20 protein-coding genes are annotated in these 21,043 nt (G+C 65.7%); 12 read left to right on the plus strand and 8 right to left on the minus strand.

What is annotated here, in order from left to right:
- Positions 1 to 28: 28 nt before the first annotated feature.
- Together Mspo_RS06050 and Mspo_RS06055 are read left to right on the plus strand one after the other, a co-directional pair.
- Positions 29 to 1,252: an acyltransferase gene (locus Mspo_RS06050; protein ID WP_159727851.1), complete on the plus strand. Its 1,224-nt coding sequence runs from the start codon at positions 29 to 31 to the stop codon at positions 1,250 to 1,252.
- A 207-nt stretch (positions 1,253 to 1,459) separates the two neighbouring features.
- Positions 1,460 to 2,467: a CorA family divalent cation transporter gene (locus Mspo_RS06055; protein ID WP_159727853.1), complete on the plus strand. Its 1,008-nt coding sequence runs from the start codon at positions 1,460 to 1,462 to the stop codon at positions 2,465 to 2,467.
- Positions 2,468 to 2,638: 171 nt separating this feature from the next.
- On the opposite strand, the gene purQ is transcribed toward Mspo_RS06055, so the two are convergent.
- Complete coding sequence (gene purQ / locus Mspo_RS06060; protein ID WP_159727855.1) at positions 2,639 to 3,325, minus strand: phosphoribosylformylglycinamidine synthase subunit PurQ; 687 nt, start codon at positions 3,323 to 3,325, stop codon at positions 2,639 to 2,641.
- Positions 3,322 to 3,567 carry a phosphoribosylformylglycinamidine synthase subunit PurS gene (gene purS / locus Mspo_RS06065; RefSeq protein WP_159727857.1) on the minus strand — a complete coding sequence of 82 codons (246 nt, stop codon included), beginning with the start codon at positions 3,565 to 3,567 and terminating at the stop codon, positions 3,322 to 3,324. Before purS ends, purQ begins: the two co-directional genes overlap by 4 nt.
- 171 nt (positions 3,568 to 3,738) lie before the next feature.
- Between purS and Mspo_RS06070 the strand changes: the two genes are divergently transcribed.
- The gene (locus Mspo_RS06070; RefSeq protein ID WP_244613184.1) at positions 3,739 to 4,083 is read left to right on the plus strand and encodes a hypothetical protein; all 345 of its coding nucleotides are present in this window, start codon (positions 3,739 to 3,741) and stop codon (positions 4,081 to 4,083) included.
- 72 nt (positions 4,084 to 4,155) lie between these two features.
- The gene (gene msrA, locus Mspo_RS06075; RefSeq protein WP_159727859.1) at positions 4,156 to 4,737 is read left to right on the plus strand and encodes a peptide-methionine (S)-S-oxide reductase MsrA; all 582 of its coding nucleotides are present in this window, start codon (positions 4,156 to 4,158) and stop codon (positions 4,735 to 4,737) included.
- Positions 4,738 to 4,759: 22 nt separating this feature from the next.
- Here the strand turns inward: msrA and mepA are convergent, their stop codons facing one another.
- Positions 4,760 to 5,674: a penicillin-insensitive murein endopeptidase gene (gene mepA / locus Mspo_RS06080; protein ID WP_159727861.1), complete on the minus strand. Its 915-nt coding sequence runs from the start codon at positions 5,672 to 5,674 to the stop codon at positions 4,760 to 4,762.
- Positions 5,675 to 5,916: 242 nt separating this feature from the next.
- Here mepA and Mspo_RS06085 point away from each other — a divergent pair, with 242 nt between their 5' ends.
- Positions 5,917 to 6,495 (plus strand): L,D-transpeptidase, encoded by a 579-nt coding sequence (locus tag Mspo_RS06085; RefSeq protein WP_244613186.1) that lies wholly within the window; start codon positions 5,917 to 5,919, stop codon positions 6,493 to 6,495.
- A gap of 538 nt (positions 6,496 to 7,033) precedes the next feature.
- Here Mspo_RS06085 and rpsA read toward each other — a convergent pair.
- From rpsA to Mspo_RS06100, 3 genes are all read right to left on the minus strand, one after another.
- Positions 7,034 to 8,758, minus strand: a complete 1,725-nt coding sequence (rpsA, locus tag Mspo_RS06090; RefSeq protein WP_159727863.1) for a 30S ribosomal protein S1 — start codon at positions 8,756 to 8,758, stop codon at positions 7,034 to 7,036.
- Between the two features lie 400 nt (positions 8,759 to 9,158).
- Positions 9,159 to 9,956, minus strand: coding sequence for a DUF1217 domain-containing protein (locus Mspo_RS06095; protein ID WP_159727865.1), 798 nt, complete (start codon positions 9,954 to 9,956; stop codon positions 9,159 to 9,161).
- A 79-nt stretch (positions 9,957 to 10,035) separates the two neighbouring features.
- The gene (locus tag Mspo_RS06100; RefSeq protein WP_159727867.1) at positions 10,036 to 11,343 is read right to left on the minus strand and encodes a TIGR03808 family TAT-translocated repetitive protein; all 1,308 of its coding nucleotides are present in this window, start codon (positions 11,341 to 11,343) and stop codon (positions 10,036 to 10,038) included.
- 375 nt (positions 11,344 to 11,718) lie between these two features.
- On the opposite strand from Mspo_RS06100, the gene Mspo_RS06105 reads away from it, so the two are divergent.
- From Mspo_RS06105 to Mspo_RS06115, 3 genes are read left to right on the plus strand one after another with little or no spacing between them, the layout of a single operon-like run.
- Entirely contained in the window at positions 11,719 to 12,144 is a 426-nt protein-coding gene (locus tag Mspo_RS06105; protein ID WP_159727869.1) for a DUF123 domain-containing protein, read from the plus strand.
- A gap of 41 nt (positions 12,145 to 12,185) precedes the next feature.
- Positions 12,186 to 13,682, plus strand: coding sequence for a histidine--tRNA ligase (hisS, locus tag Mspo_RS06110; protein ID WP_159727989.1), 1,497 nt, complete (start codon positions 12,186 to 12,188; stop codon positions 13,680 to 13,682).
- Positions 13,582 to 14,001 carry a LysR family transcriptional regulator gene (locus tag Mspo_RS06115; protein ID WP_159727871.1) on the plus strand — a complete coding sequence of 140 codons (420 nt, stop codon included), beginning with the start codon at positions 13,582 to 13,584 and terminating at the stop codon, positions 13,999 to 14,001. The genes hisS and Mspo_RS06115 overlap by 101 nt, the downstream gene beginning before the upstream one ends.
- Before the next feature lie 7 nt (positions 14,002 to 14,008).
- On the opposite strand, the gene Mspo_RS06120 is transcribed toward Mspo_RS06115, so the two are convergent.
- Positions 14,009 to 15,727, minus strand: a complete 1,719-nt coding sequence (locus Mspo_RS06120) for an ATP-binding protein (protein WP_159727873.1) — start codon at positions 15,725 to 15,727, stop codon at positions 14,009 to 14,011.
- A complete protein-coding gene (locus tag Mspo_RS06125) occupies positions 15,724 to 17,340 on the minus strand; it encodes a SagB/ThcOx family dehydrogenase (protein ID WP_244613187.1) in 1,617 nt (538 codons plus the stop codon). Before Mspo_RS06125 ends, Mspo_RS06120 begins: the two co-directional genes overlap by 4 nt.
- Before the next feature lie 210 nt (positions 17,341 to 17,550).
- Here Mspo_RS06125 and Mspo_RS06130 point away from each other — a divergent pair, with 210 nt between their 5' ends.
- From Mspo_RS06130 to Mspo_RS06145, 4 genes are all read left to right on the plus strand, one after another.
- Positions 17,551 to 17,868 carry a hypothetical protein gene (locus Mspo_RS06130; RefSeq protein ID WP_159727875.1) on the plus strand — a complete coding sequence of 106 codons (318 nt, stop codon included), beginning with the start codon at positions 17,551 to 17,553 and terminating at the stop codon, positions 17,866 to 17,868.
- 86 nt (positions 17,869 to 17,954) lie between these two features.
- A complete protein-coding gene (locus tag Mspo_RS06135) occupies positions 17,955 to 18,371 on the plus strand; it encodes an ester cyclase (RefSeq protein ID WP_159727877.1) in 417 nt (138 codons plus the stop codon).
- Positions 18,368 to 18,988, plus strand: a complete 621-nt coding sequence (locus Mspo_RS06140) for a TetR/AcrR family transcriptional regulator (protein WP_244613188.1) — start codon at positions 18,368 to 18,370, stop codon at positions 18,986 to 18,988. The genes Mspo_RS06135 and Mspo_RS06140 overlap by 4 nt, the downstream gene beginning before the upstream one ends.
- 323 nt (positions 18,989 to 19,311) lie before the next feature.
- A complete protein-coding gene (locus Mspo_RS06145; RefSeq protein ID WP_159727879.1) occupies positions 19,312 to 20,889 on the plus strand; it encodes a 2-isopropylmalate synthase in 1,578 nt (525 codons plus the stop codon).
- The last annotated feature ends 154 nt before the right edge of the window (positions 20,890 to 21,043 follow it).

Here is a 21,043-nt window from a genome sequence, read left to right on the forward strand (position 1 = left end):
GATGCGCGCGCCAAGCCGTCGGAGACACATGCCGATCCTGTTGTCGCAATTCATCGAAGCCTGTCGTTGGGTGGGCGCGCTGCTGGTGCTCGCCGTTCATTCCACCAATATGTTCGTCAATCTCGCCGACATAATGAGCGCGCCGCATTCGGCGAGCGTCTACGCTTGGTGGTTCTTCGTCAGCTATGAGCTCGGCCATCAGGCCGTCGTCGGCTTCTTCGCCATTTCCGGCTATCTCGTCGGCGGCGCAGTGCTCGCGCAGCTGCGCAAGGACAAGCCCTTTCTGCGCGAATATCTCATCCATCGCTTCGCGCGCATCTATATCGTCCTCGCGCCGGCGCTGCTCGTCACCGTCGCTCTCGACTGGATCGGCCGCAACTGGTTCGGCGATAGCGGCGTCTATGACTGGCCGGTCTTCGCGGATCATTATCGCCTCGACCTCTTCTTCGGCGCGCTCGCCAATCTCTCGGCGATCTATTGTGACTTCTTCGGCTCCAACGGCCCCTTATGGTCGCTCGCCTGCGAATTCTGGTACTATATCTCCTTCCCGCTGCTGCTCTTGCCTTTCGCGCGCGCCTATTCCCCGAAAGCGCGCGCCGCGGGATTTGCGCTCGGCCTCGCCATTCTCGTCGTCATGTCGATCCCGCCGGGCTGGTTTCGGTTCGGCTATCTGCTCTGGGCGCTCGGCGCGCTCGCCACTCTGGCGAAGCGCCCGCTCGTCGAATCGCGCTGCCTCGCGCTCGGCCTCTATGTCGCCGCCGTCGTGCCGATCCGCCTCCTGGTGCGCGGCCCCAATCTCGAGGCCTTTCCGCTCCTCGCCGATCTCGCCGACATATTGTCGGCCGTCCTCTTCCTCAATCTCGTGGTGACGCTGCGCTTCGGGCCACAGCAGGGCTGGGCGCTGTTCCGGCCGCAGCTGCATCGGCGTCTCGCCGATTTCTCCTTCTCGCTCTACAGCGTTCACATGCCGCTGCTCATCCTCGCGCGGGCCGTCGCCGACCGGAGCTTCGGGCCGCAATGGGCGCGCGAGCTGGCGACGCCCGCCCATTGGGCGACGCTGGCGGCGGTGATGACGGGCGCTGTTCTCTTCGGCTTTCTCTTCTCCCGCGTGACGGAGGCGCACACCAACGCCGCGCGGCGGGCGCTGCGCTCGGCCTGCGAAACCGCCGAGGACTGGCGACGCAGACGCTTCCCGCCGCCGCGCCCCGCCGCGGAGGAGGCGGAACGCGAGCCGCAAAAGGCCGACGCATGATCTCGGGGGCCGCCCATGGCCGCTGTCGACGAAACGTCGCATCCCTCGTCTAGACCAGTCTCCGATCCTTTTGGATCGGAGACTGGTCTAGTGTTGTTTTGACGCGTTTCCGACGCCGAACCGGGGTCCACTTCGGCTGGAAACGCTCCAATGGCGACGATCCGAGGCCGGGCCGCCGAGGACGCGCGCCCGCGGGGACGCGCGAAAATGAAGACGCTTCCGCCGAGCGGCGCGATCGTGGGCGATTCGCCCTTTCTGTGGATCATGCGCTTCGACGCCGACGGCGCCGCGACGCTCGTCGCGAATCAGGACCAGCCGCGGCTCGACGTCGACGACGGCGGCTATGTCTGGGTCCATCTCAATGTCGCCGATCTGCGCTATCGCGACTGGGTCGCCGGCCGGGAGCAGCTTCCGCCGGAAGCGCGCGCTCTGCTCATCGATCAGGACGGACATCACCGGCTCGACGCCGACGAGCAGGCGCTCTGGGGCGTGATCGCCGATTATGGCCGCGACCTCGAGCGCGAGGAGGACGTGCTGCGTCCCTTGCGCGTCGTCGTCACCGAGCGCTGCATCGTCACCGCCCGTCGCTACGCCGTCGAATCGACGGCCGCCATTCGGCGGGCGGCGCTCGAGGGCCGGCGCCTGCGACGGCCGCTCGACCTCTTCGAGGCGCTGGTGACGCAGAGCCTCGTCGCCATGGATATCGGTCTCGACAAGCTGCTCGCCGATTTCAACAAGATCGAAGATCGCGTGCTCGACGACGAAACGCATGACGAGCGGCGCGAGCTCGGCGCGCTGCGTCGCCAGACGATCCGCCTGCGGCGCGAGCTCGCCGATGGGCAGCGCGTCTTTTCGCGCGCGGCGAACTCGCCGAAAATCTCGCCGGGAACCTATGCGGCGCTGCGCCGGTTGACGCAGCGCTTCGATGCGATGCAGCAGGAGTTGCAGGCGGTGGAGGAGCGCGCGCGCCTGCTGCAGGACGAGATCGTCTCCAATCTCACCGCCGAGACCAATCGCCAGCTCTATGTGCTGACCATTCTCGGCACGCTCTTGATGCCGCCGACCTTGGTTTCCGGCATCTTCGGCATGAACACGAAGAACCTGTTCTTCGCCGATAATGAGCGGGGCACGCTCTATGCGGCGGCGATCTGCGCGCTATCGGCGGCGGCGGCTTTTCTCGCGTTGATGTGGATCAGGCGAGACGCGCGGAAGTGAGCCGCGTTTTCCGCCGTCAATTGCGAGGAGCGAAGCGACGAAGCATTCCAGAGCCGCGGCCCACGGCTGAAGGATTGCTTCGCTTCGCTCGCAATGACAAGGCGGAAAGGCTTTCAGGATGATCGATTGAAGCGAGCCTTCGGGCTCGCTTCGTCTTCGCGCGCGAAGCGATCAAGCCGCCGCGAGGCTCTCGAAGAGGCCACGGCCGTCGATTCCGCCGACCAGCGGATCGATGAGATTCTCCGGATGCGGCATCAGGCCGAGCACATTGCGCCGCTCGGAATAGATTCCGGCGATGTCGTTGCGCGAGCCGTTGGGGTTGGCCTCGCCGCCCACGCGGCCGAGCGGATCACAATAGCGGAAGGCGACGAGCCCCTCGCCCTCGAGCCGCGCGATCGTCTCGTCATCGGCCTCGTAATTGCCTTCGCCATGGGCGATCGCCACCTCGATCGTCTGGCCCTGGCGGTAGTTTCTGGTGAAGGCGGTGTCGGCGCGCTCGACGCGCAAATGCTGCATGCGGCAGACGAAGCGCAGATTGGCGTTGCGCATCAGCACGCCGGGGAGGAGCCCGCCCTCGCAGAGAATCTGAAAGCCGTTGCAGACGCCGAGCGTCAGCCCGCCGCGCGCGGCATGGGCGCGCACGGCGTCCATGATCGCAGCGCGCCCGGCGATGGCCCCGCAGCGCAGATAATCGCCATAAGAGAAGCCGCCCGGCAGCACGACGAGATCCGTGCCGGAAGGCAGCTCGGTCTGCGAATGCCAGACGAGGTCCGGCTCACGCCCGGTCGCCTGGCGAAGCGCCCGCGCCATGTCGCCTTCGCGATTGGAGCCGGGAAAGACGATGACGGCGGCTCTCATGGGCTTTGGATCTCGATCTCGAAATTCTCGATGACGGTGTTGGCGAGGAGCTTCTCGCAGGCGGTCCGCAGCCGCGTCTCGGCGAGGGCGCGGTCGGCGCCGTCGAGCTCTATATCGAACACCTTGCCCTGGCGCACGCCGCCGACGCCCTCGACGCCGAGCGAGGCGAGCGCGCCTTCTATGGCCTTGCCCTGCGGGTCGAGCACGCCGCTCTTCAAGGTGACGATGACGCGGGCTTTCATGCGGCTTTCCTGTTTCGGCTGCAAAAGGCTGGCCGCAGGGTTAGCGGGGGACGCGCCGGAGCGCAAGCCGTTCGGGCCTGGGCCTGCGCTCCGCCGCAGCGGCCTCGGGCGAGGCCGCGACTTTCGCCCGTGGCGGCCCGGCGTGGACAGACGGCCTCGCTCATTCTATTCATGAGCCTCCGCATCGGGCTCGAAATCGCCATGCTGAGACTGCTCATCCGTTTTCTCGGGCTGATCCTGCTGGCCGGCGGATTCGCGGCCCTCATCGTCGACGGCACGCGCTCGCTCGCCGGCGACGGGCTCCATGTCACGGCGCTCAGCGAAGGCGCGGCCGATCTTTTCCCCGCTCAGATGAAGGCGTTTCGCATCGCCGTCGAGAAGGCGCCGCAGTTCTGGGGCCCTGTCGTTTTCACCCTGCTGCTCGCGCCTTTGAGCCTCACCCTCACCGCCCTCGGCGGCCTGCTCATTGCATTGAGCCGAAAGCGCCGCCGGGCGATCGATTATCCCTTGCGCTGACCGCCCTTTCGCCGCCGGCGCCGCAGGGCCATATCCCGTGGCGTGGCGCGCGGCAGCGAGAGGTCGACCGACATGAGCGAGCATTTCGTCAACCACCGGCCGATTCACGGCCCCTTCCCGGCCGGGCTGGAACAGGCCGTCTTCGGGCTCGGCTGTTTCTGGGGCGCGGAGCGGCGCTTCTGGAAGCTCGGGGACGGCGTCTATGCGACCGCCGTGGGCTATGCCGGCGGAACGACGGAAAACCCAACTTACAAGGAGGTCTGCGCCGGACGCAGCTTCCATGCGGAAGTGGTGCTCGTCGTCTTCGACCCCGCGAAAATCTCCTATGAGGAGCTGCTGCGCGTCTTTTGGGAGAGCCACGACCCGACGCAGGGCAACCGGCAGGGCAATGACATCGGCACGCAGTATCGCTCTGTGATCTTCTGCTATTCGGACGAGCAGCTGCGGCTCGCCGAGGCCTCGCGGCGCGGCTATGGCGAGGCGCTCGCGGCCAAGGGCTTCGGGCCGATCACGACGCAGATCGCGCCGGCCCCGCCCTTCCATTACGCCGAGGATTATCACCAGCAATATCTGGCCAAGAATCCGGACGGCTATTGCGGCCTCGGCGGCACGGGCGTCGCCTGCCCCGTCGGGCTCGGCGTCGATCCGGCCTGACGCTCGGCTGAATCTATTTCACCTATTTCGCCTTCAACACCTGGCGGCATTCGGCCGGGAGCTTGGCCATGGTCATGGGCGGCCAGGTCTTGGCGGGTTTCTTGGGGTGCAGCGCTTCGTCGGTGAACCACCAGGCGAGCGAAGCGTCGCAGCCGTCGCCGGGCGGCGTCGGATCCTGATCCACGCAGCTCTCCGCGCCGCGCGGGCAATAGAGCCGGATATGAAAATGGTAGTTGTGCCCGAACATCGGGCGCACCTTGGCGAGCCAGGAGCGGTCGCCCGTCGCCTGACGGCACAGCGCCCTCTTGATGGCGGCGTTGACGAAAATGCGCTGCACCTCCGGCGCGCGCGCCGTCGTCCGCAGCACGGCGAGCTGGCCCTCGGTCCAGACGTTCGGATCGATGTCGAGCCGGTCCTCGCGCACCATGTCGGTCGCCGATATCTCCTCCCTTTCGGCGCGGGTCAGCTCCCGCTGCGGCATGGGGGTGAGCCATATGTCGGCGTCGAGCCCGATCTGATGGGAGGCGTGGCCGGTGAGCATCGGCCCGCCGCGCGGCTGCGAAATATCGCCGATGAGCAGGCCCGGCCAGCCGGAGGCCTGCGCCGCCGCCGGCGCGAGGCGCTGCAGAAAGGCGATGAGCGCCGGATGGCCCCAGAAACGATTGCGCGAGAGCCGCATGATCTGCCAGTTCGGGCCGTTCGCCGGCAGTGGCTCGGCGCCGGCGAGACAGCCATGCGAATAGAAGCCGATCGGGTCCGGATCGAGGGGCGCCGGATCGCTCGCGCGGCCAAAGAGCTCCTTGGCCGGCGTCGAAGGATCGTCTGGACGGGCGATGGGCGGCAAGGGCTCGGGGCGCAACGTCCCCTTGTCTTGCGCGAAGGCCGCTCCCGCGGCGGCGAGCACGAGAGCGAATGCGGCCGATCTCTTGTCGATCATGTCAGCGGGCTTCCGTGGCGAAGCGAGGAAGAGGAGTCGAGAATCGCTCGGATTCTGGTCGCTTTTCGGTCTTTTCGCCAGCCCGGCCCCGCAAGGCGAAGAAAAGGTGACGCGTCTCACCGCAATTTTGCGCTTTCGCGTCAACCTTACCCTCGGATATAGGTTGCCCCTACGTGGGGACCACGATTTTATGCCGCCCTAACTGTGCGGCGTGTGTCTCGTGTTCACGGGGAGTGTTCGTGATGCGTTGTTTCAAAGCCCTCGTGCTCGTTTTCGCGGCGATGATCGCTTCGATCGGCGCGGCGCAGGCGACCGTGCAAATCCACATCGATCTCTCCACTCAGAGGATGCGGGTCGAGTCCTCCAAGGGCTCCTATAGCTGGCCGGTTTCGACGGCGCGCGCCGGCTATGTGACGCCGCGCGGCGTTTATGCGCCGACCGGCCTGCAGAAAATGCATTATTCGCGCAAATACCATATGTCGCCGATGCCGCATTCGATTTTCTTCAACGGCGGCTATGCGATCCACGGCACCTATGCGACGGGCGCGCTCGGCCGTCCGGCCTCGCATGGCTGCGTGCGCATCGCGCCGGGCAACGCCGCGACGCTCTACAAGCTCGTGCAGGAGGAGGGCGCGCAAATCTCCATCACCGGCTCGTCGCCCACGCGCTACGCCGCGCATAAGACGCATCGGACCCGGCTCGCCAAGCTGCATCGCCCGCATCGCTCTCATGCGCTCGCCTATGCGCCGCATCGCTATCATTCGATCAGCAGCGTGAAGACCTGGCAGGCCGCGCCGATGACCAGTCCGTTCGGCAACTGACGAAGCCGCGCATCCGCTCTAGGCGCTGTTTGGACGAGTTGCCCGAGCCATGGGACTGTCGCGGCGAGAGCGATGACGGCGAGATAGTCTTGGCGCCGTCTTTTTTCGTATCTGGCGGCGACGCGCCTGAACTGCTCGAGCTTTGCTGAAATCTAGCAATTCGATCCGGTGGCGTTCGACGTTAGAGCGGCTTTGTCGGGAAGGGGGGTTCGGGATGACGGCTCGTGCGCCTCTTTCCGCGACGACGCTTGCGTAGCGCGTCGGAATCATAGCGCTTTTGCTTGCGGCGCGTCGCCGCCGTTCGCGGCAGAAGGTGGCCCGGCGAAGCCGGGTCGGACAAGGGCCCGTCGCCGCATTCGCGTCTTTCTCGTGTCCTTTGCGCCTTCGTGGTTTCGCCACAAGGACACGCAGCGCCCTCGACCCTCGTCGACGCGAGGGCCGCCTTCTCCCAAACGAGTGGGAGAAGGAGCGCGCGATCTCCGGCGTCCTTTGCGGAGACGGCCGGGGACCGCGCGAGGCCATCATGCGGAAGTCGTTCTTACTTCTTCGGCCCTTCCTCGCGCGCCTTCAGAGCCGCGCCGAGAATGTCGCCGAGCGAGGCGCCCGAATCGGCGGAGCCGTATTGGGCGATCGCCTCCTTCTCCTCGGCCACTTCCAGCGCCTTGATCGACACGGCGACCTTGCGCGCCTTGCGGTCGAACAAAGTGACGCGGGCGTCCACCTTCTCGCCGACGGCGAAACGCTCCGGACGCTGATCCGCGCGGTCGCGCGCCAGCTCGTTGCGCTTGATGAAGGTGGTGAGGTCGGTGCCGGTGATCTTCACCTCGAGACCGGCCTCCTTCACCTCGAGCACCTCGGTGGTGACGACAGCGCCCTTCTTCACCTCGCCCGCGCCCTCTTCCGAGATCGAGGCGAATGGGTCATTGGCGAGCTGCTTCACGCCGAGCGAGATGCGCTCCTTCTCTATGTCGACGTCGAGCACCTGGGCGGTGATGACATCGCCCTTCTTATACTCTTCGATGACCTGCTCGCCGGGGCGGTTCCAGTCGAGATCGGAGAGATGGACCATGCCGTCCACATCGCCGTCGAGGCCGATGAACAGGCCGAATTCGGTCTTGTTCTTGACCTCGCCGCTGACGGTGGAGCCTTGCGGATGCTTCTCGGCGAAGGCCTCCCACGGATTTTGCAGCGTCTGCTTGAGACCGAGCGAGATGCGGCGCTTGACCGGATCGACCTCGAGCACCTGGACGTCGACCTCCTGGCTCGTCGCGACGATCTTGCCGGGATGCACGTTCTTCTTCGTCCAGGACATTTCCGAGACGTGGACGAGGCCCTCGATGCCCGGCTCCAGCTCCACGAAGGCGCCGTAGTCGGTGATGTTGGTGACGCGGCCGTGGAACTTGGCGCCGATCGGATATTTCGCCTCTATGCCCTGCCACGGATCCTCGAGCAGCTGCTTCATGCCGAGCGAGATGCGGTGCGTCTCGTGATTGATCTTGATGATCTTCACGCGCACGGTCTGGCCGATGGACAGAACCTCGCTCGGATGATTGACGCGCCGCCAGGCGACGTCGGTGACGTGCAGCAGGCCGTCGATGCCGCCGAGGTCCACGAAAGCGCCGTAATCGGTGATGTTCTTGACGACGCCCTCGATGACCTGCCCCTCCTCGAGATTGGCCACGATCTCGTGACGCTGCTCGGCGCGGCTCTCCTCGAGCACGGTGCGGCGCGACACGACGATATTGCCGCGGCGGCGGTCCATCTTCAGAATATGGAAGGGCTGCGGCACATTCATCAGCGGGCCGACGTCGCGGATCGGACGAATGTCCACCTGGCTGCGCGGCAGGAAGGCCACGGCGCCGTCGAGATCGACGGTGAAGCCGCCCTTGACCTGATTGAAGATCACGCCCTCGACCTTCTCATTGTTCTCGAAGGCCTTCTCGAGCTTGACCCAGCTCTCCTCGCGACGCGCCTTGTCGCGCGAGATGACGGCTTCGCCGAGCGCATTCTCGATGCGCTCGAGATAGACCTCGACCTCCTCGCCCACCTTCGGGGCCGGGTCGCGGCCGAAGCCGGTGAATTCCTTGAGGGCGACGCGCCCTTCGGTCTTGAGGCCCACATCGATGACGGCGACGTCCTTCTCGATGGCGACCACGCGGCCCTTGATGACGGAACCCTCGAAAGCCTCGTTCTGGCCGTAGCTTTCTTCGAGCAGGGCGGCAAAGTCCTCGCGCGACGGGGCGCGCTGTGTTGAAGTCGACATGCGTTCTCCTGGGAAGCCCTTTCGGGGGCGGCGCCGGCTTGGGGTTGGCGTTGCGGATCGGACGTCTTCGATCGGAGGTCTCCGCCGCCGCCGAGGCGGGGCAAGGGACGAGAGTTCTGCTGAGAGAACCGGCCGGCGCGGCCCGATCGAAAATGTCCGGGTTTGCAAAAACGATAGAGGCTGGAAGGGAAACCCCGCCAGCCATCCACATATAAATTATCAGCCCATCGGGCCGCGGGCAAGGGCGCTATTCATCCCTGGAAACGGCTCGGTAAAGGCCACGGCCGTCGCTGAACCGCCTGCGGGCTATGTCCTGGCCGAATTTCCGACGCGCCCGCCACAAACCGGGCCGCGACTGTCGTGGAAATGCGGCGTCGCGCATCTCACCGTGACGGCGCGATCAGAAATAACCGAACTTCGTTCCCTGCACGCTCAGCAACAGGCTCGCGTCGAGGCCGAAGCTCGACCCCGAGCCCGACGTGTCGAACAGCGTCGAGAGCAGCGAGCTCTGCGAATTGGCGTCGCCGCCATTATTGTAGTCATATTGGGCGGCGAAGCGCGAGATGAACTGCTGCAGCTTGGCCGGGTCCTTGAAATCGTCGAGATTCACCTTCGACGACAGCAGTCGATATTGCGTGTCGATCGACTGCGAGGAGGTGAGCGGCGAGAGGCCGAGCGCGGTCTGGACGACGGTCAATATATTCCTGTCGGCCAGAATGCCGTAGACGCTCGTCAGAGCCGGCGCGTGCTGCCGGAAATAGAGCGCGAGCTGCACGCCCGGATTCTGCTGGCCCTGATTCGTCTCCAGCGCCTGCTCCGTATAGCGGCTCACCACATTGTCCACGAGCGTCGCGGAGCTCGTCGTCGGCTCGCCATTGCCGGCGAAATCGAAGGCCGTCGCAAAAGCCTTGATATTGGCGTTGCTGATCGTGTTGGCGAGCGCCGAGCTGTTGGAGACGCCGCCCTCCAGCACCTTCTGCATCAGGCCCTTGGCGTAGGTCATGCTGCCGAGGCTGAAGGCGGTCATCGCGTAATTGAAGAGCCGCGAGTCCTTCATGAAGGCGTCGACCGACGTCACCTTACCGATATGGTCCTTGAAATATTGCGTCTGCGTCGCGACCTCCGGCGATTTCGCGGTCATCGCCTGCCATTGCGCCTGATTATTGGCGATCTGCAGATAGGTGGAGAGCGTCGTCATGAAGACATTCCAGAGGGCTGGTCCGCCGAAAGGCTGGCCCTCCATCATGCGCCGGACGGTCTTGACGAAATGTTAAGGTTCAGCCGAGCTCGTTGCCATCGACGGCGAGACGCGGATATTTCGCCGCGGCGCCCGGCCGCGCGACGTCTCCCGGCAGAATGTCATGACCGGCGAGCGCCGCGATCGCGGCCTTTTTCGCGCCGATGATCGTGTTGCGGGCGATGACGGCGGGCCCGACGCCCTCGCCGATCTGGAAGGTCACGCCATAATCATTGTCGACGAGGCGATTGCCCTCGACGCGAATATTCTGGCGGTAGCCGCCGCAGCGCACGCCCATCCAGCCGCCGACGATCGTATTGCCGGCGATCTCGACATTGCTCTCCGCCTCTATGCCGGTGAGCCAGCTCATGACGGGACCGAATTCGTCGTCCGGATGCGTCTCGTGCAGGCCAGTGATCCGATTGCCGGTCACGACGCCTATGTCGGTGCCCCGCTCGGCGTTGGCGAGCGCGATCCCGGCGCCGGCGTCGTCGATTTTATTGTCCCGGAATGTCGCGCGCTTGGCGCCGAATTCGGCATACATGGCGCGCTCGCCGAAGCCCGCGCAGTCGTTGCCGACGACCTCCACATCATGGCCGGCGTTGTTGCGCACGGCCGTGTAGGCGCAGCGGCGGATGACATTTTTCTCCACCCGCACGAAGCCGGAGCCCCAAATGCTCACGCCATTGCCATAGGCGCCGTCGCCGCCAGAGAGGTTGCGAATGTCGCCGATCTCATTGTTGCGGATGCGCGAGCCTTCATAGCGGCCGGCGGTCGTCGTCCATACCAGCACGCCATTGTCGCCGCAGCGGCGCACCTTATTGTTGTCGATGTCGACGCCGAGCCCGTCGAGCGAGAAATAGCCGGCGTCGCGCACATCGTCGACGATATTCTGCGCAAAGCGCCCGCCGCAGCGCAGCAGATTGACGCCGCGCCCGCCCGAGCGACGGATCGCGCAGCCATGGATCGCGAGCTTTGGAATGTCGGCGAGATCGAGGAGTCCCTGTTTCGGATCGGCGAAGCGCGCGCCGCCGCCGTCGAAGCCGATATTCTCGAGCGTCAAAGCGGCGATGCCGGCGCCGCGCAGCAAAGGCCCCGGCCCGATCGCCTGCAGCGTCGTTCCCTTGGCCGCGCCGATGATCGTCACCCTGTCGTCGATCGCGATGGAACGAATGCGCAGAACGCCGGCCGGCAGCCGCAGGGCGCCGCCGCCGCTCGCTGCTTCGCGCAGTCGTTGCTGCAACCAGAGGGTGGCGTCGGGGGCGGCGGCGCGGGCGCGCGGCGAATGCGCGGAGGCGGCCAGGGCCGCCGCTCCATAAGCGAGAAATCCTCGTCGCGTCTGACGCATCGCCGCTCCGATTAGCGCGATGGAAGCAGCGCGTCGAGCGGGTTGCCTGTTGTTTTTGCACACAGGCCTGGGAATTCGGGCGTTCCGCCTCATTTATATAGTTGCATTACATAACGAGCCGAGCCATAAAGAGAGCGCCCAAACGGGCGCATATCGTCTTGCAAAGAACAGCTCAAGGTCCCGCCTCGACGGATTTGCGATTTGCGACATCGCTTTGTTCGTAGAGGCGGTTCACCTTTCGACACGCTCTTCCCTCCAGAGCGCGGCCTCATCCGTCGAGGTCGGTCTCTTTGCGGCTCAGGTTCTCACGGTGTCCAAACTCCCCGTTTCGCGCACGCGCGGGACGGGGAGCCCCTTTTCGCCGTATCCTGCGCCATGACGCTCAGCTTCATCCGCGCCGCCCATGAGGCCCCCGCCGCGCCGGGAGCCTATGTTCTGCTGGTCCGGCTCGCGCATCCGCTCGAGGTCGCGGCCGGCCGGCGCCATGCGACGCTCGCGCCGGGGCGCTATCTCTATTGCGGCTCGGCCAAGGGGCCGGGCGGTCTGCGCGCCCGGCTCGCGCGCCATATGCGGCGCGGCAAGCGGCGCCGCTGGCATATCGACCAGCTGACCGAATCTGGCGAATCGCAGGGCGCCTGGATCACGCTCGCGGCGAGCGAATGCGACCTCGTCGCGGCGCTCGGGGCGCTGCCGGTTCCGCTCGACGGTTTCGGCAGCTCCGACTGCCCGCGCTGCCGCAGCCATCTCCTCTATTGGCCGGCGGGCGAAGCCCCGGCTTTCCTCGCCGCGCAAAAATGCTAGGAAGAGCGCCGAAAAAGGCGCATCCCATGTCAGACGAAAAGATGTCAGACGAAAAGAAATCCAAGATCGAGGCGCGCTCCCCGCGCGGCCTCGCCGACCGCGACGCCGCCGAGCTCCAGGCGACGGGCAAGATGCTCGACGTCATTCGCTCGGTCTATGAGCTCTACGGCTTCGAGGCGCTGGAGACCCCGGCGATCGAATACACCGACGCGCTCGGCAAATTCCTGCCCGACCAGGACCGCCCGAACGAGGGCGTCTTCTCCTTCCAGGACGACGACGAGCAATGGCTGTCGCTGCGCTATGATTTGACGGCGCCGCTCGCCCGCTATGTCGCGCAGAATTTCGACCGGCTGCCGAAACCCTTCCGCTCCTATCGCTTCGGCAATGTCTATCGCAATGAGAAGCCGGGGCCGGGACGCTTCCGGCAGTTCATGCAATTCGACGCCGATACGGTGGGAGCCGCCTCGCCGGCCGCCGACGCCGAAATCTGCATGATGGCCGCCGACACGCTGGAGCGGCTCGGAGTAGCCCGCGGCGATTACGTCATCAAGATCAACAGCCGCAAGGTGCTGGACGGGGTGATGAAGGCGATCGGCCTCGAGGGCGACGAGAACGCCGGCCGCCGCCTCATCGTGCTGCGCGCCATCGACAAGATGGACCGGCTCGGCCCCGAGGGCGTGCGCCTGCTGCTCGGCCCCGGCCGCAAGGACGAGAGCGGCGACTTCACCAGAGGCGCCGGCTTGGCCGAAGACGCCGTGGCGACGATCCTCTCCTTCACGCTCGGCGGGCAATATCAGGACGGCGAGCCGCGTTTCGGCCTGTTCGAGCTGCTCGGCCGCAGCAATGTCGGCGCGGAAGGCGCCGAGGAACTGCTGGAGATCGAGGATCTCGTCCGCGACGCCGGCTTCGGGCCGGACCGCATCCGCATCGATCCTTCCATCGTGCGCGGGCTCGAATATTACACGGGGCCGGTGTTCGAGGCGGACCTCACTTTCGAGACCAAGGACGAGAAAGGCCATCCGGTGCGCTTCGGCTCGGTCGGCGGCGGCGGCCGCTATGACGGGCTCATCGGCCGCTTCCGCTCGGAGAACACGCCGGCGACGGGCTTTTCTATCGGCGTGTCGCGCCTCTATGCGGCCTTGAAGCTCGTCGGCAGCCCCATCGTCTCGACGGCGGAACGGCTCGGCCCGGTCGTGGTGCTGGCGCTCGACCGCGACCATATCGCCGATTATCAGCGCATGGTCGCCGCGCTGCGCAATGCGGGAATAGCGGCCGAGCTCTATCTCGGCTCCTCCGGCATGAAGGCGCAGATGAAATATGCCGACAAGCGCAACAGTCCGGCCGTGGTGATCCAGGGCTCGGACGAGCGCGCCAGAGGCGAGGTGCAGATCAAGGATTTGATCGAAGGCGCGCGGGCGAGCGCGGCCATCGCCACCAATGAGCAGTGGAAGGCGGCCCGCCCCGCGCAATTCTCCACGCCGGAGAGCGAGCTCGTCGAGCAGATCAAGGCGCTGCTGGCGCGGCAACGCGAGGGGTAGAGCGGACTGCTGTTCCCGCGGGGCGTTTCACCCTCCCCTTCGGGGGGAGAGTCGGACCGCGGCGGCTCGATGCGAGAGCTTCCAGCTCGCCGCCGAGTTTGGCGTGACGCCGACCGAGATCAGCCATCAAATCGAAAATCTCGGGACGGCGCTCGGGATGCGGCTTTTCACGCGCAAGGCGAGCGAGATCCCGCTGACGCAGGGAGAGGCGGCGGATTCGGCGTTTCATCGAAGATTCGCCGAGCGTCGGCGCCCCCTTTCCCACGCAGCGACGCGAGCGGGAGGGCGCCTGTTTCTGCAGCCGGACTCCCGTCGCTGAGCGGCCGCTATTCCGCCGCCGTCTTCAACTCCTCCACGCGCGCGACATCCAGTCCGCGGAAGATGGCGCAGCGCTGGAACACGCCGATATCGGGCGAAACCTGCTTCTGGTGGCAGAATTTCGCCGTCAGCTTGGCGAGGCCCTTGATGTCGCGGCCCGTCGCATAGGGGAAGACGGAGACGAGATCGTCGATCAGCGCATCGGGGAGCTTCAGCTCGAACTGATCCGACATCACGCGCCAGATGCGGCGCTTCGCGTCATCGTCCGGCGGGTTGTATTTGATGAGCGCGATGCAGCGGGAGACGATCGCCTCGTCTATGTCGTCGACGCGGTTGGTCGTCAGGAACAAGAGCCCGTTGAAATATTCGAGCACGCGCAGGAACACGCCGACGACGGCGTTCATGGCGATATTGTCGTCGCGCCGCTTGATATAGACATCGGCCTCGTCGATCAGCATCACCGCGCCCCAGCGCTGCGCGCGCGTCAAAATCTCCTTGAGGGCGGTCTCCATCGTCGCGACATTGAGGCCGAGCTGGCCGGAATGCACGCGATAGAGCGGCCGCTGGATGATCTCCGAATAGACCTCCGCCGTCAGCGTCTTGCCGACGCCGGGCGGGCCGGCGCAGAGCACGGTGGTGCCGCCCGACTTGCCAGCGACGATATCGTCCATCAGCACGTCCATCTCGGCGGTCAGAATATCGATGAGGTCGGTCTGCTCTGAGGGCAGCACCAGCTTCTGCTTCAGCGCCGGCTTATATTCGTAGAGCTTCATCTCATCGACATGCACCCACACGTGATGATGCAGATCGAGATGGAACATCAGAATATAGGGATGCACCGGAACGCGCTTGAACAGCGTTTCGGGTATCTGCTGCTGCAATTCCGCGAGCTCGTCCTCGACGGTGAATTTATTGCTCTTCGACGCTTTGCGGATGAAATGGCCGAGCACGTCGCCGGGCGCCTCCAGCGTCAGGCTGCGCGCCGCGAGGATCGCCTCGTCATTGACGAGGCGCGCGTCGCCGCCGCTCGTCGACAGCACGACGACATCCTTGCGCGACCAGTCCATGTCGCGATGCGAGGCGTTGGGGTCCTCGGCGTGAAAGCCCGTGCCGCGGCCGGTGAACTGCTGGCCGTAACGTCCGCGCCAATCGAAATAGGTCTCGGTCGCCGCATCGAAGGCTTCGACCAGCTCCGGCGTCTCGCGAATATAGCCCTTGGCGGCGAGAATCTCGTTGATCGTGCGGCCCGCGACCTCCGCCGCCATGATGCGGATGGCGTTGGTGGTCAGCACGCCCTTGGCGTTGGATTTCAGCTCGATCATCACCTTGCCCGCCTCGTCGTTCGAGGCCGGCACAAAGTCGAAGCGGGTGATGACATAGGGCAGAGGCTTGGAGGCGACGCTCGCCGTGAACAGCCAGCCGCGAATGGCGCCCGCGGTGAGGTAGCGCACCATCGCCGGCAGAACGTCCTCGAGCTCGGTCGCCTCGAAGCGCTTGCCGCCGGCCTTCAGCGCGTCGCGCAATGTCGCGAGCTGCGCGGCGCGGGCGCGCATGTCCGGGCCGGCCGCGCGGTAGAGCTCCTCGAGGAAGGTCAATTCCTCGTCGGAGAGATGGGCGAAGTCGATTTCGACCCTGTCGCTGAAGCGCAATTGGTCCGCCATTCCGGCATGGGCCGGAAAACGCGCCATCAGCGCTTCGACATATTGGCGTTCGATCTGAATATTCATCGCCGCTCTCGTCTGTCATCGGGATAGGGGGGAAGCGTCAGAATGCGCGTGTCTTCGACAGGCCCTCCGACGGTGAAGTGGTAGATGTCCTGGAACTGCATATCGCCCGGCGGCAGACCCAGCAGCTCATGGACCGTATCGTCGAAGAAGCAGCCGATGCCGGTGCCGGCGATCCCCGCCGCGGTCGCCCAGAGATAGAACGCCTGGCCGATGAGCCCGGCCTCGAAGTGCAGGCGCCGGTAGGCGAAAGGGCCGTCCTGCTCGAGCGCACGGTCGAAATCGGCGATCATCGCGACGCTGAAGCAGCCCTTGCCGGAAATGGGTTGGAGACAGGCGAGCTTGGTCGCCTCCTTCTCCACCGAGCCGGCGTAGAGCCGGTAGAGCGGCAGGCCATCGAGCTCGACCAGCGCCCATTCGAAATCCTTGCGGGAGGCGGCGCGCAGCCGCGCCGCGACATCGCTGTCGCGCTGCAGCGCATAGAGCCCGGGCTCCAGTCCGTCGACGCGATGCACGAAGAGAATGAGCGTGACCGAGGTCGGCCAAGGGAAGGCCGAGAGCAGATTGGATTCGCCCGGCAGGGTGGAGGCGATGAGCGCCGCGAAAGCCTCGCGCGACATGGACGTCGTCCCGTCCATCTTCTGGGCGCTGCGGCGCTTGCGCACGGCGGCGCCGATGGAGACGCCTTCGAAGGACGGCGCCGGCCATTGCGCGCGCGTGGGCAGAGGCCGCGTCGGCTGGCGCGGCTTGCGGCAGAACTGGCCGGCGAGATCGATGACCGGCCAGCCGTCGTGATCCTCGCTCAGCCGATTGGCGCGGCCGCGAAACGCGCGCGGCGCGTCGATCAGCGGAAACAGGTCGATCTCGGGCGCGGGCGCGGCCGCGGCCGCGGTCGATATCCACATCAGAAGATCGGGATGCTCCGACTCGCGCCTGTGCCAGGCGTCGTCGCGATCGAGGCCGGCGAGCGCGGCGATTTCGGCGTCGGAGGGCTCGGCGAGCGCCTCTGCCCGCCAGCCGAGCGCGGCCGCGCCTTGAGCGACGGCGCCGATCGCATGGCCGGCGTCGAGCTGGCAATAGCGAAAGGCGCGCTCGCCATATTTCCACGCCTCGCGCCAGGCGATGGAGGAGAGCGCCAGAAGAAAGCCGCCCTCGGGGAGAATGCGCTCGGCCGTGTAGGCGGCCCGCTCCTCGAGCGCGTGCAGCATGGGCGCATAATGATAGAGACCGGCGCCTGTCCCGAGCCCCTCGACCGCGTCGAGCAGCACATAGCATTCGGTCGGGTGCAGATTGCCGGAGGAGGGATTGTTGCGCAGCGCCCAGGTCGAGCCCTCGTAGCTCTTCCAGGCGCTGACGCCGAAGGACAGCTCGAGAAACAGGCCCAGGGCCCGAAGATCGAGCGCCGCCGGCCGCGGCGCCGGGCCGGGGAAGGCCGGGGTCTCGTCGACGAGCGGCAGCGGCGTCTGCGTCACGCCCTCGAACAGGCGGAAAGGCGAGGGCTGCGAGGTCCAGTCGAGAAATCCCGGACCCATCGCATAGCGGTTCGGCGCATGTTTGGTGCGCCGATGATAGCCGCGAATATCCGTCGGCATCGTATCGCGATCGTCGGAACTCATCTCTTGCTCCCGCTCCCCGTCGCACGGCGGGGAAGGTATGGAATTTGATTGTCGGCCGCTCGGCCGGAGCCCGACCCGCGGTCCTTGGGATTCAAGGATCGTGCCTTGTTCGCTGCGCCGCAAAAAAATGATCGGCTCGCGCAAAATCAGTCTGATAGATAAATACAGCCGTATCGCTCTGGGAACGGCTCGGACAAAAGGAGCCTGCCAATGTCGCAAATCGTCGAAGTCGTCGCCGCCGAGCATCGGCATTTTGGCGCATTGGTGACGATTCGTGTGGGCGAGCAGCCGGCGCGCCGGCTGACGCCGAACGAGGCCGGCATCCTCTCCCGCGCGCTCGCGGCCGTGGCCAATGGCTCCAGCGCCGAGAAGCAGATTTTCATGAGCCCGATCGCCAGCGACCACGAGTTCGAGGCCAATGTGAGGGAAGGAGGCGTCAGCGTGTGCGCCCCGGGCGCGGCGGAGGTTTTTCTCGACTGGCCGCAAGTCCTGGCGCTCTCGCGCTCGCTCTCCGAGCTTGCGAGCTGAGGCCCCTTGATTCGAGATGTGAATAAAGTTATGAGATAAAAATCTCATAACAGATCAAAATTCGCATGACGACAAAGGAGGCGCCGATGACGCTCACCCGCGCGCAAATGGACCAGATGATCGACGCCCACTTCGGCTATGAGATGCGCGACGACGTCGAAGGCGTGCTCGCGACCCTCGCGCCGGACGTCGTTCATGACGTCGTCGGTTGGCCGGCCGGACCCAGCAATGGACGCGCCGCCGCACGCGCTTTCTACGAGAGCTTGTTCGCCGATTTGTCCGACGGCCAGGTCGAGAGCCGGCGTCGGCTCTATGGAGACGGCTTCGTCGTCGACGAATCGTTCTGGCGTGGACGCGCCGTCGGCCGGCCGTTCGGTTTGGACGGTCGTGGCCGGCCGCTGGAATTCCGCCTGCTGCATGTTCTCGAATTCACCGAGGCCGGCGCGATCGCGCGCGAGAATGTGTGGGTCGATCTCGCCGCGATTTTCGCCCAGCTCGCGTGAGCCCGCCATCGTCGAAGCCGGAAAAGGCCGAGCGCGCCAACCAGCGGCGTCGCGCCCGCAAGGATCTTCTGCAAGCGGCCGCCCGCCTCATGCGCCAGGGCCGCAAGCCGAGCTTCGAGGAGGTCGCCGAGGAGGCCTTGGTCTCGCGCGCCACCGCTTATCGCTATTTTCCCAACATCGAGTCCCTTTTGCTCGAGGCGGCGCTCGATCTGGCTGAGCCCGAGGCGACGGAGCTCTGCGGCGCGGACGCCCCCGAGGACGCCGTGGCGCGGCTCGAGCGGGTCGACGCCGCTTTGCACGAGATGATCCTCGCCAATGAGACGCCATTGCGGATCATGCTGGCGAATACTCTGGAGCGCGGCCCCGTCAACGCCGAGGACGGAACGCCGACACGCCAAAATCGGCGGACTCCGCTGATACAGGCGGCGCTCGCGCCAATGGCCGATCGGCTCGAGCCCGCGGCGCTCGAGCGTTTGACCCGGGCGCTCGCCCTCGTCATCGGCATAGAGGCGATGATCGTGTTCAAGGACGTGCTGCAGCTCCACGACGCCGAAGCTCGGGAGGTGAAGCGTTGGGCCATACGCGCGCTGGTGGAGGCAGCGCGCGCGGAGAAATGAGCGGGCCTCCGGGCCGCCCCCGGGCCGACGCGCCTTCGCGCCTTCTCGCGCTTGCAACCAGAGACGAAGGCGCGTATTTTCTCGGGCAGTTCAGCGAAGCGCCGACAGACCGAGGAACTGAGCTTTGGCGGCACTGGCCTCCATCACGAATGACGCGGCGCGCTCCTCGGCGCATGACGCCGCGCGTCTGCTTTCGAGCCTGCTGCTTCTTAGTCGCCCCTGAACGCCCCCAGGGCCGCCTGGCCCAGGCATTCAGGGGACTGCGACGAAAGACGACATGAGAGAGCCCGCGCGCCGGGCCGAGCAGTTCAGGACGACATATCATGACCGACAATAAGACAGACGCATCCGCCGCCCGCGACGCCGATCGCGTCGTCATTTTCGACACCACTCTGCGCGACGGCGAGCAGTCGCCCGGCGCCTCCATGACCTTCGAGGAGAAGCTCGAGGTCGCCGATATTCTGGACGAGCTCGGCGTCGATATCATCGAGGCCGGCTTTCCCATCGCCAGCCAAGGCGATTTCGATTCGGTTTTCGAGATCGCCAAGCGCGTGAAGAACGCCACCATCGCCGGCCTCGCCCGCGCGAGCGCCAAGGACATAGACCGTTGCGCCGAGGCGCTGCGCCACGCCCGCAACGCGCGCATCCACACCTTCATCTCCACCTCGCCCGTCCATATGAAATACAAGCTCCAGATGGAGCCGGACAAAGTGCTGGAGATGATCGCGTCTTCCGTCTCGCGGGCGCGCAATCATGTCGCCGACGTCGAATGGTCGGCCGAGGACGGCACGCGCACGGAGCATGATTTCCTCTGCCGCTGCGTCGAGACGGCGATCAATGCCGGCGCGACGACGATCAATATTCCGGACACGGTAGGCTATTCGACGCCGCAGGAATATGAGGCGCTGTTCCGCATGGTGCGCGAGCGCGTGCCCAATTCCGACAAGGCGATCTTCTCGGTCCATTGCCACGACGATCTCGGCCTCGCGGTCGCCAATTCGCTGGCCGGCGTGCGCGGCGGCGCGCGGCAGATCGAATGCACCATCAACGGCATAGGCGAGCGCGCCGGCAATGCCGCGCTGGAAGAGGTGGTGATGGCGATGCGCACGCGCCCCGACGCGCTGCCCTATCACACCAATATCGACGCCAAGCTGCTGACCCGCGCCTCGAAGCTCGTCTCGGCGGTGACCTCTTTCCCGGTGCAATACAATAAGGCGATCGTCGGCCGTAACGCCTTCGCGCATGAGAGCGGCATCCATCAGGACGGCATGCTCAAAAATGCGCATACCTATGAAATCATGACGCCGGAGAGCGTCGGCGTGTCCAAGACCTCGCTGGTCATGGGCAAGCACTCCGGCCGCCACGCTTTCAAGGAGAAGCTGAAGGAGCTGGGCTACGACCTCGGCGAGAATGCGCTGGAGGACGCCTTCAGGCGCTTCAAGGATTTGGCCGACCGAAAGAAGCTCGTCTATGACGAGGACATCGTCGCTCTGGTCGACGACGAGATCGTGACCGCCAATGACCATATCAAGGTCGCGGCGCTCACCGTCATCGCCGGCACGGGCGGACCGCAGACGGCGGCTCTGACTCTGGACATAGACGGCGAGAAGAAGACGCATCAGGCGACCGGCAACGGTCCCGTCGACGCCATCTTCAACGCCATAAAGGCGCTCGCCCCGCATGAGGCGGCGCTGGAGCTGTTTCAGGTCCATGCGGTGACGCAAGGCACCGACGCCCAAGCGGAAGTCTCCGTGCGCCTCTCGGAGAACGGCAAATCCGTCACCGGCCGCGGCGCCGATCCGGACACGCTGGTCGCCTCGGCGCGCGCCTATGTCGCGGCGCTCAACAGACTGATCGTCAAGCGCGCCAAGACCAAGCCCGAGGCGATGAAGGCGGGGTGAGGCCGCGCCCGTTCATCTTATTGGAGGGGCGCGGCGACGCGTCCCTCGTTTCGTTTTGCGGGCTAGCCCGAAACTCTCTACAAGATGCGCGGAAGGCGCGATGCGCCGTCATTGCGAGGAGCGAAGCGACGAAGCAATCCAGAGCCGCGGCTCC

This window comes from Methylosinus sp. Ce-a6 (assembly GCF_009811655.1).
In the GTDB taxonomy this organism is placed as follows: Bacteria; Pseudomonadota; Alphaproteobacteria; order Rhizobiales; family Beijerinckiaceae; genus Methylosinus.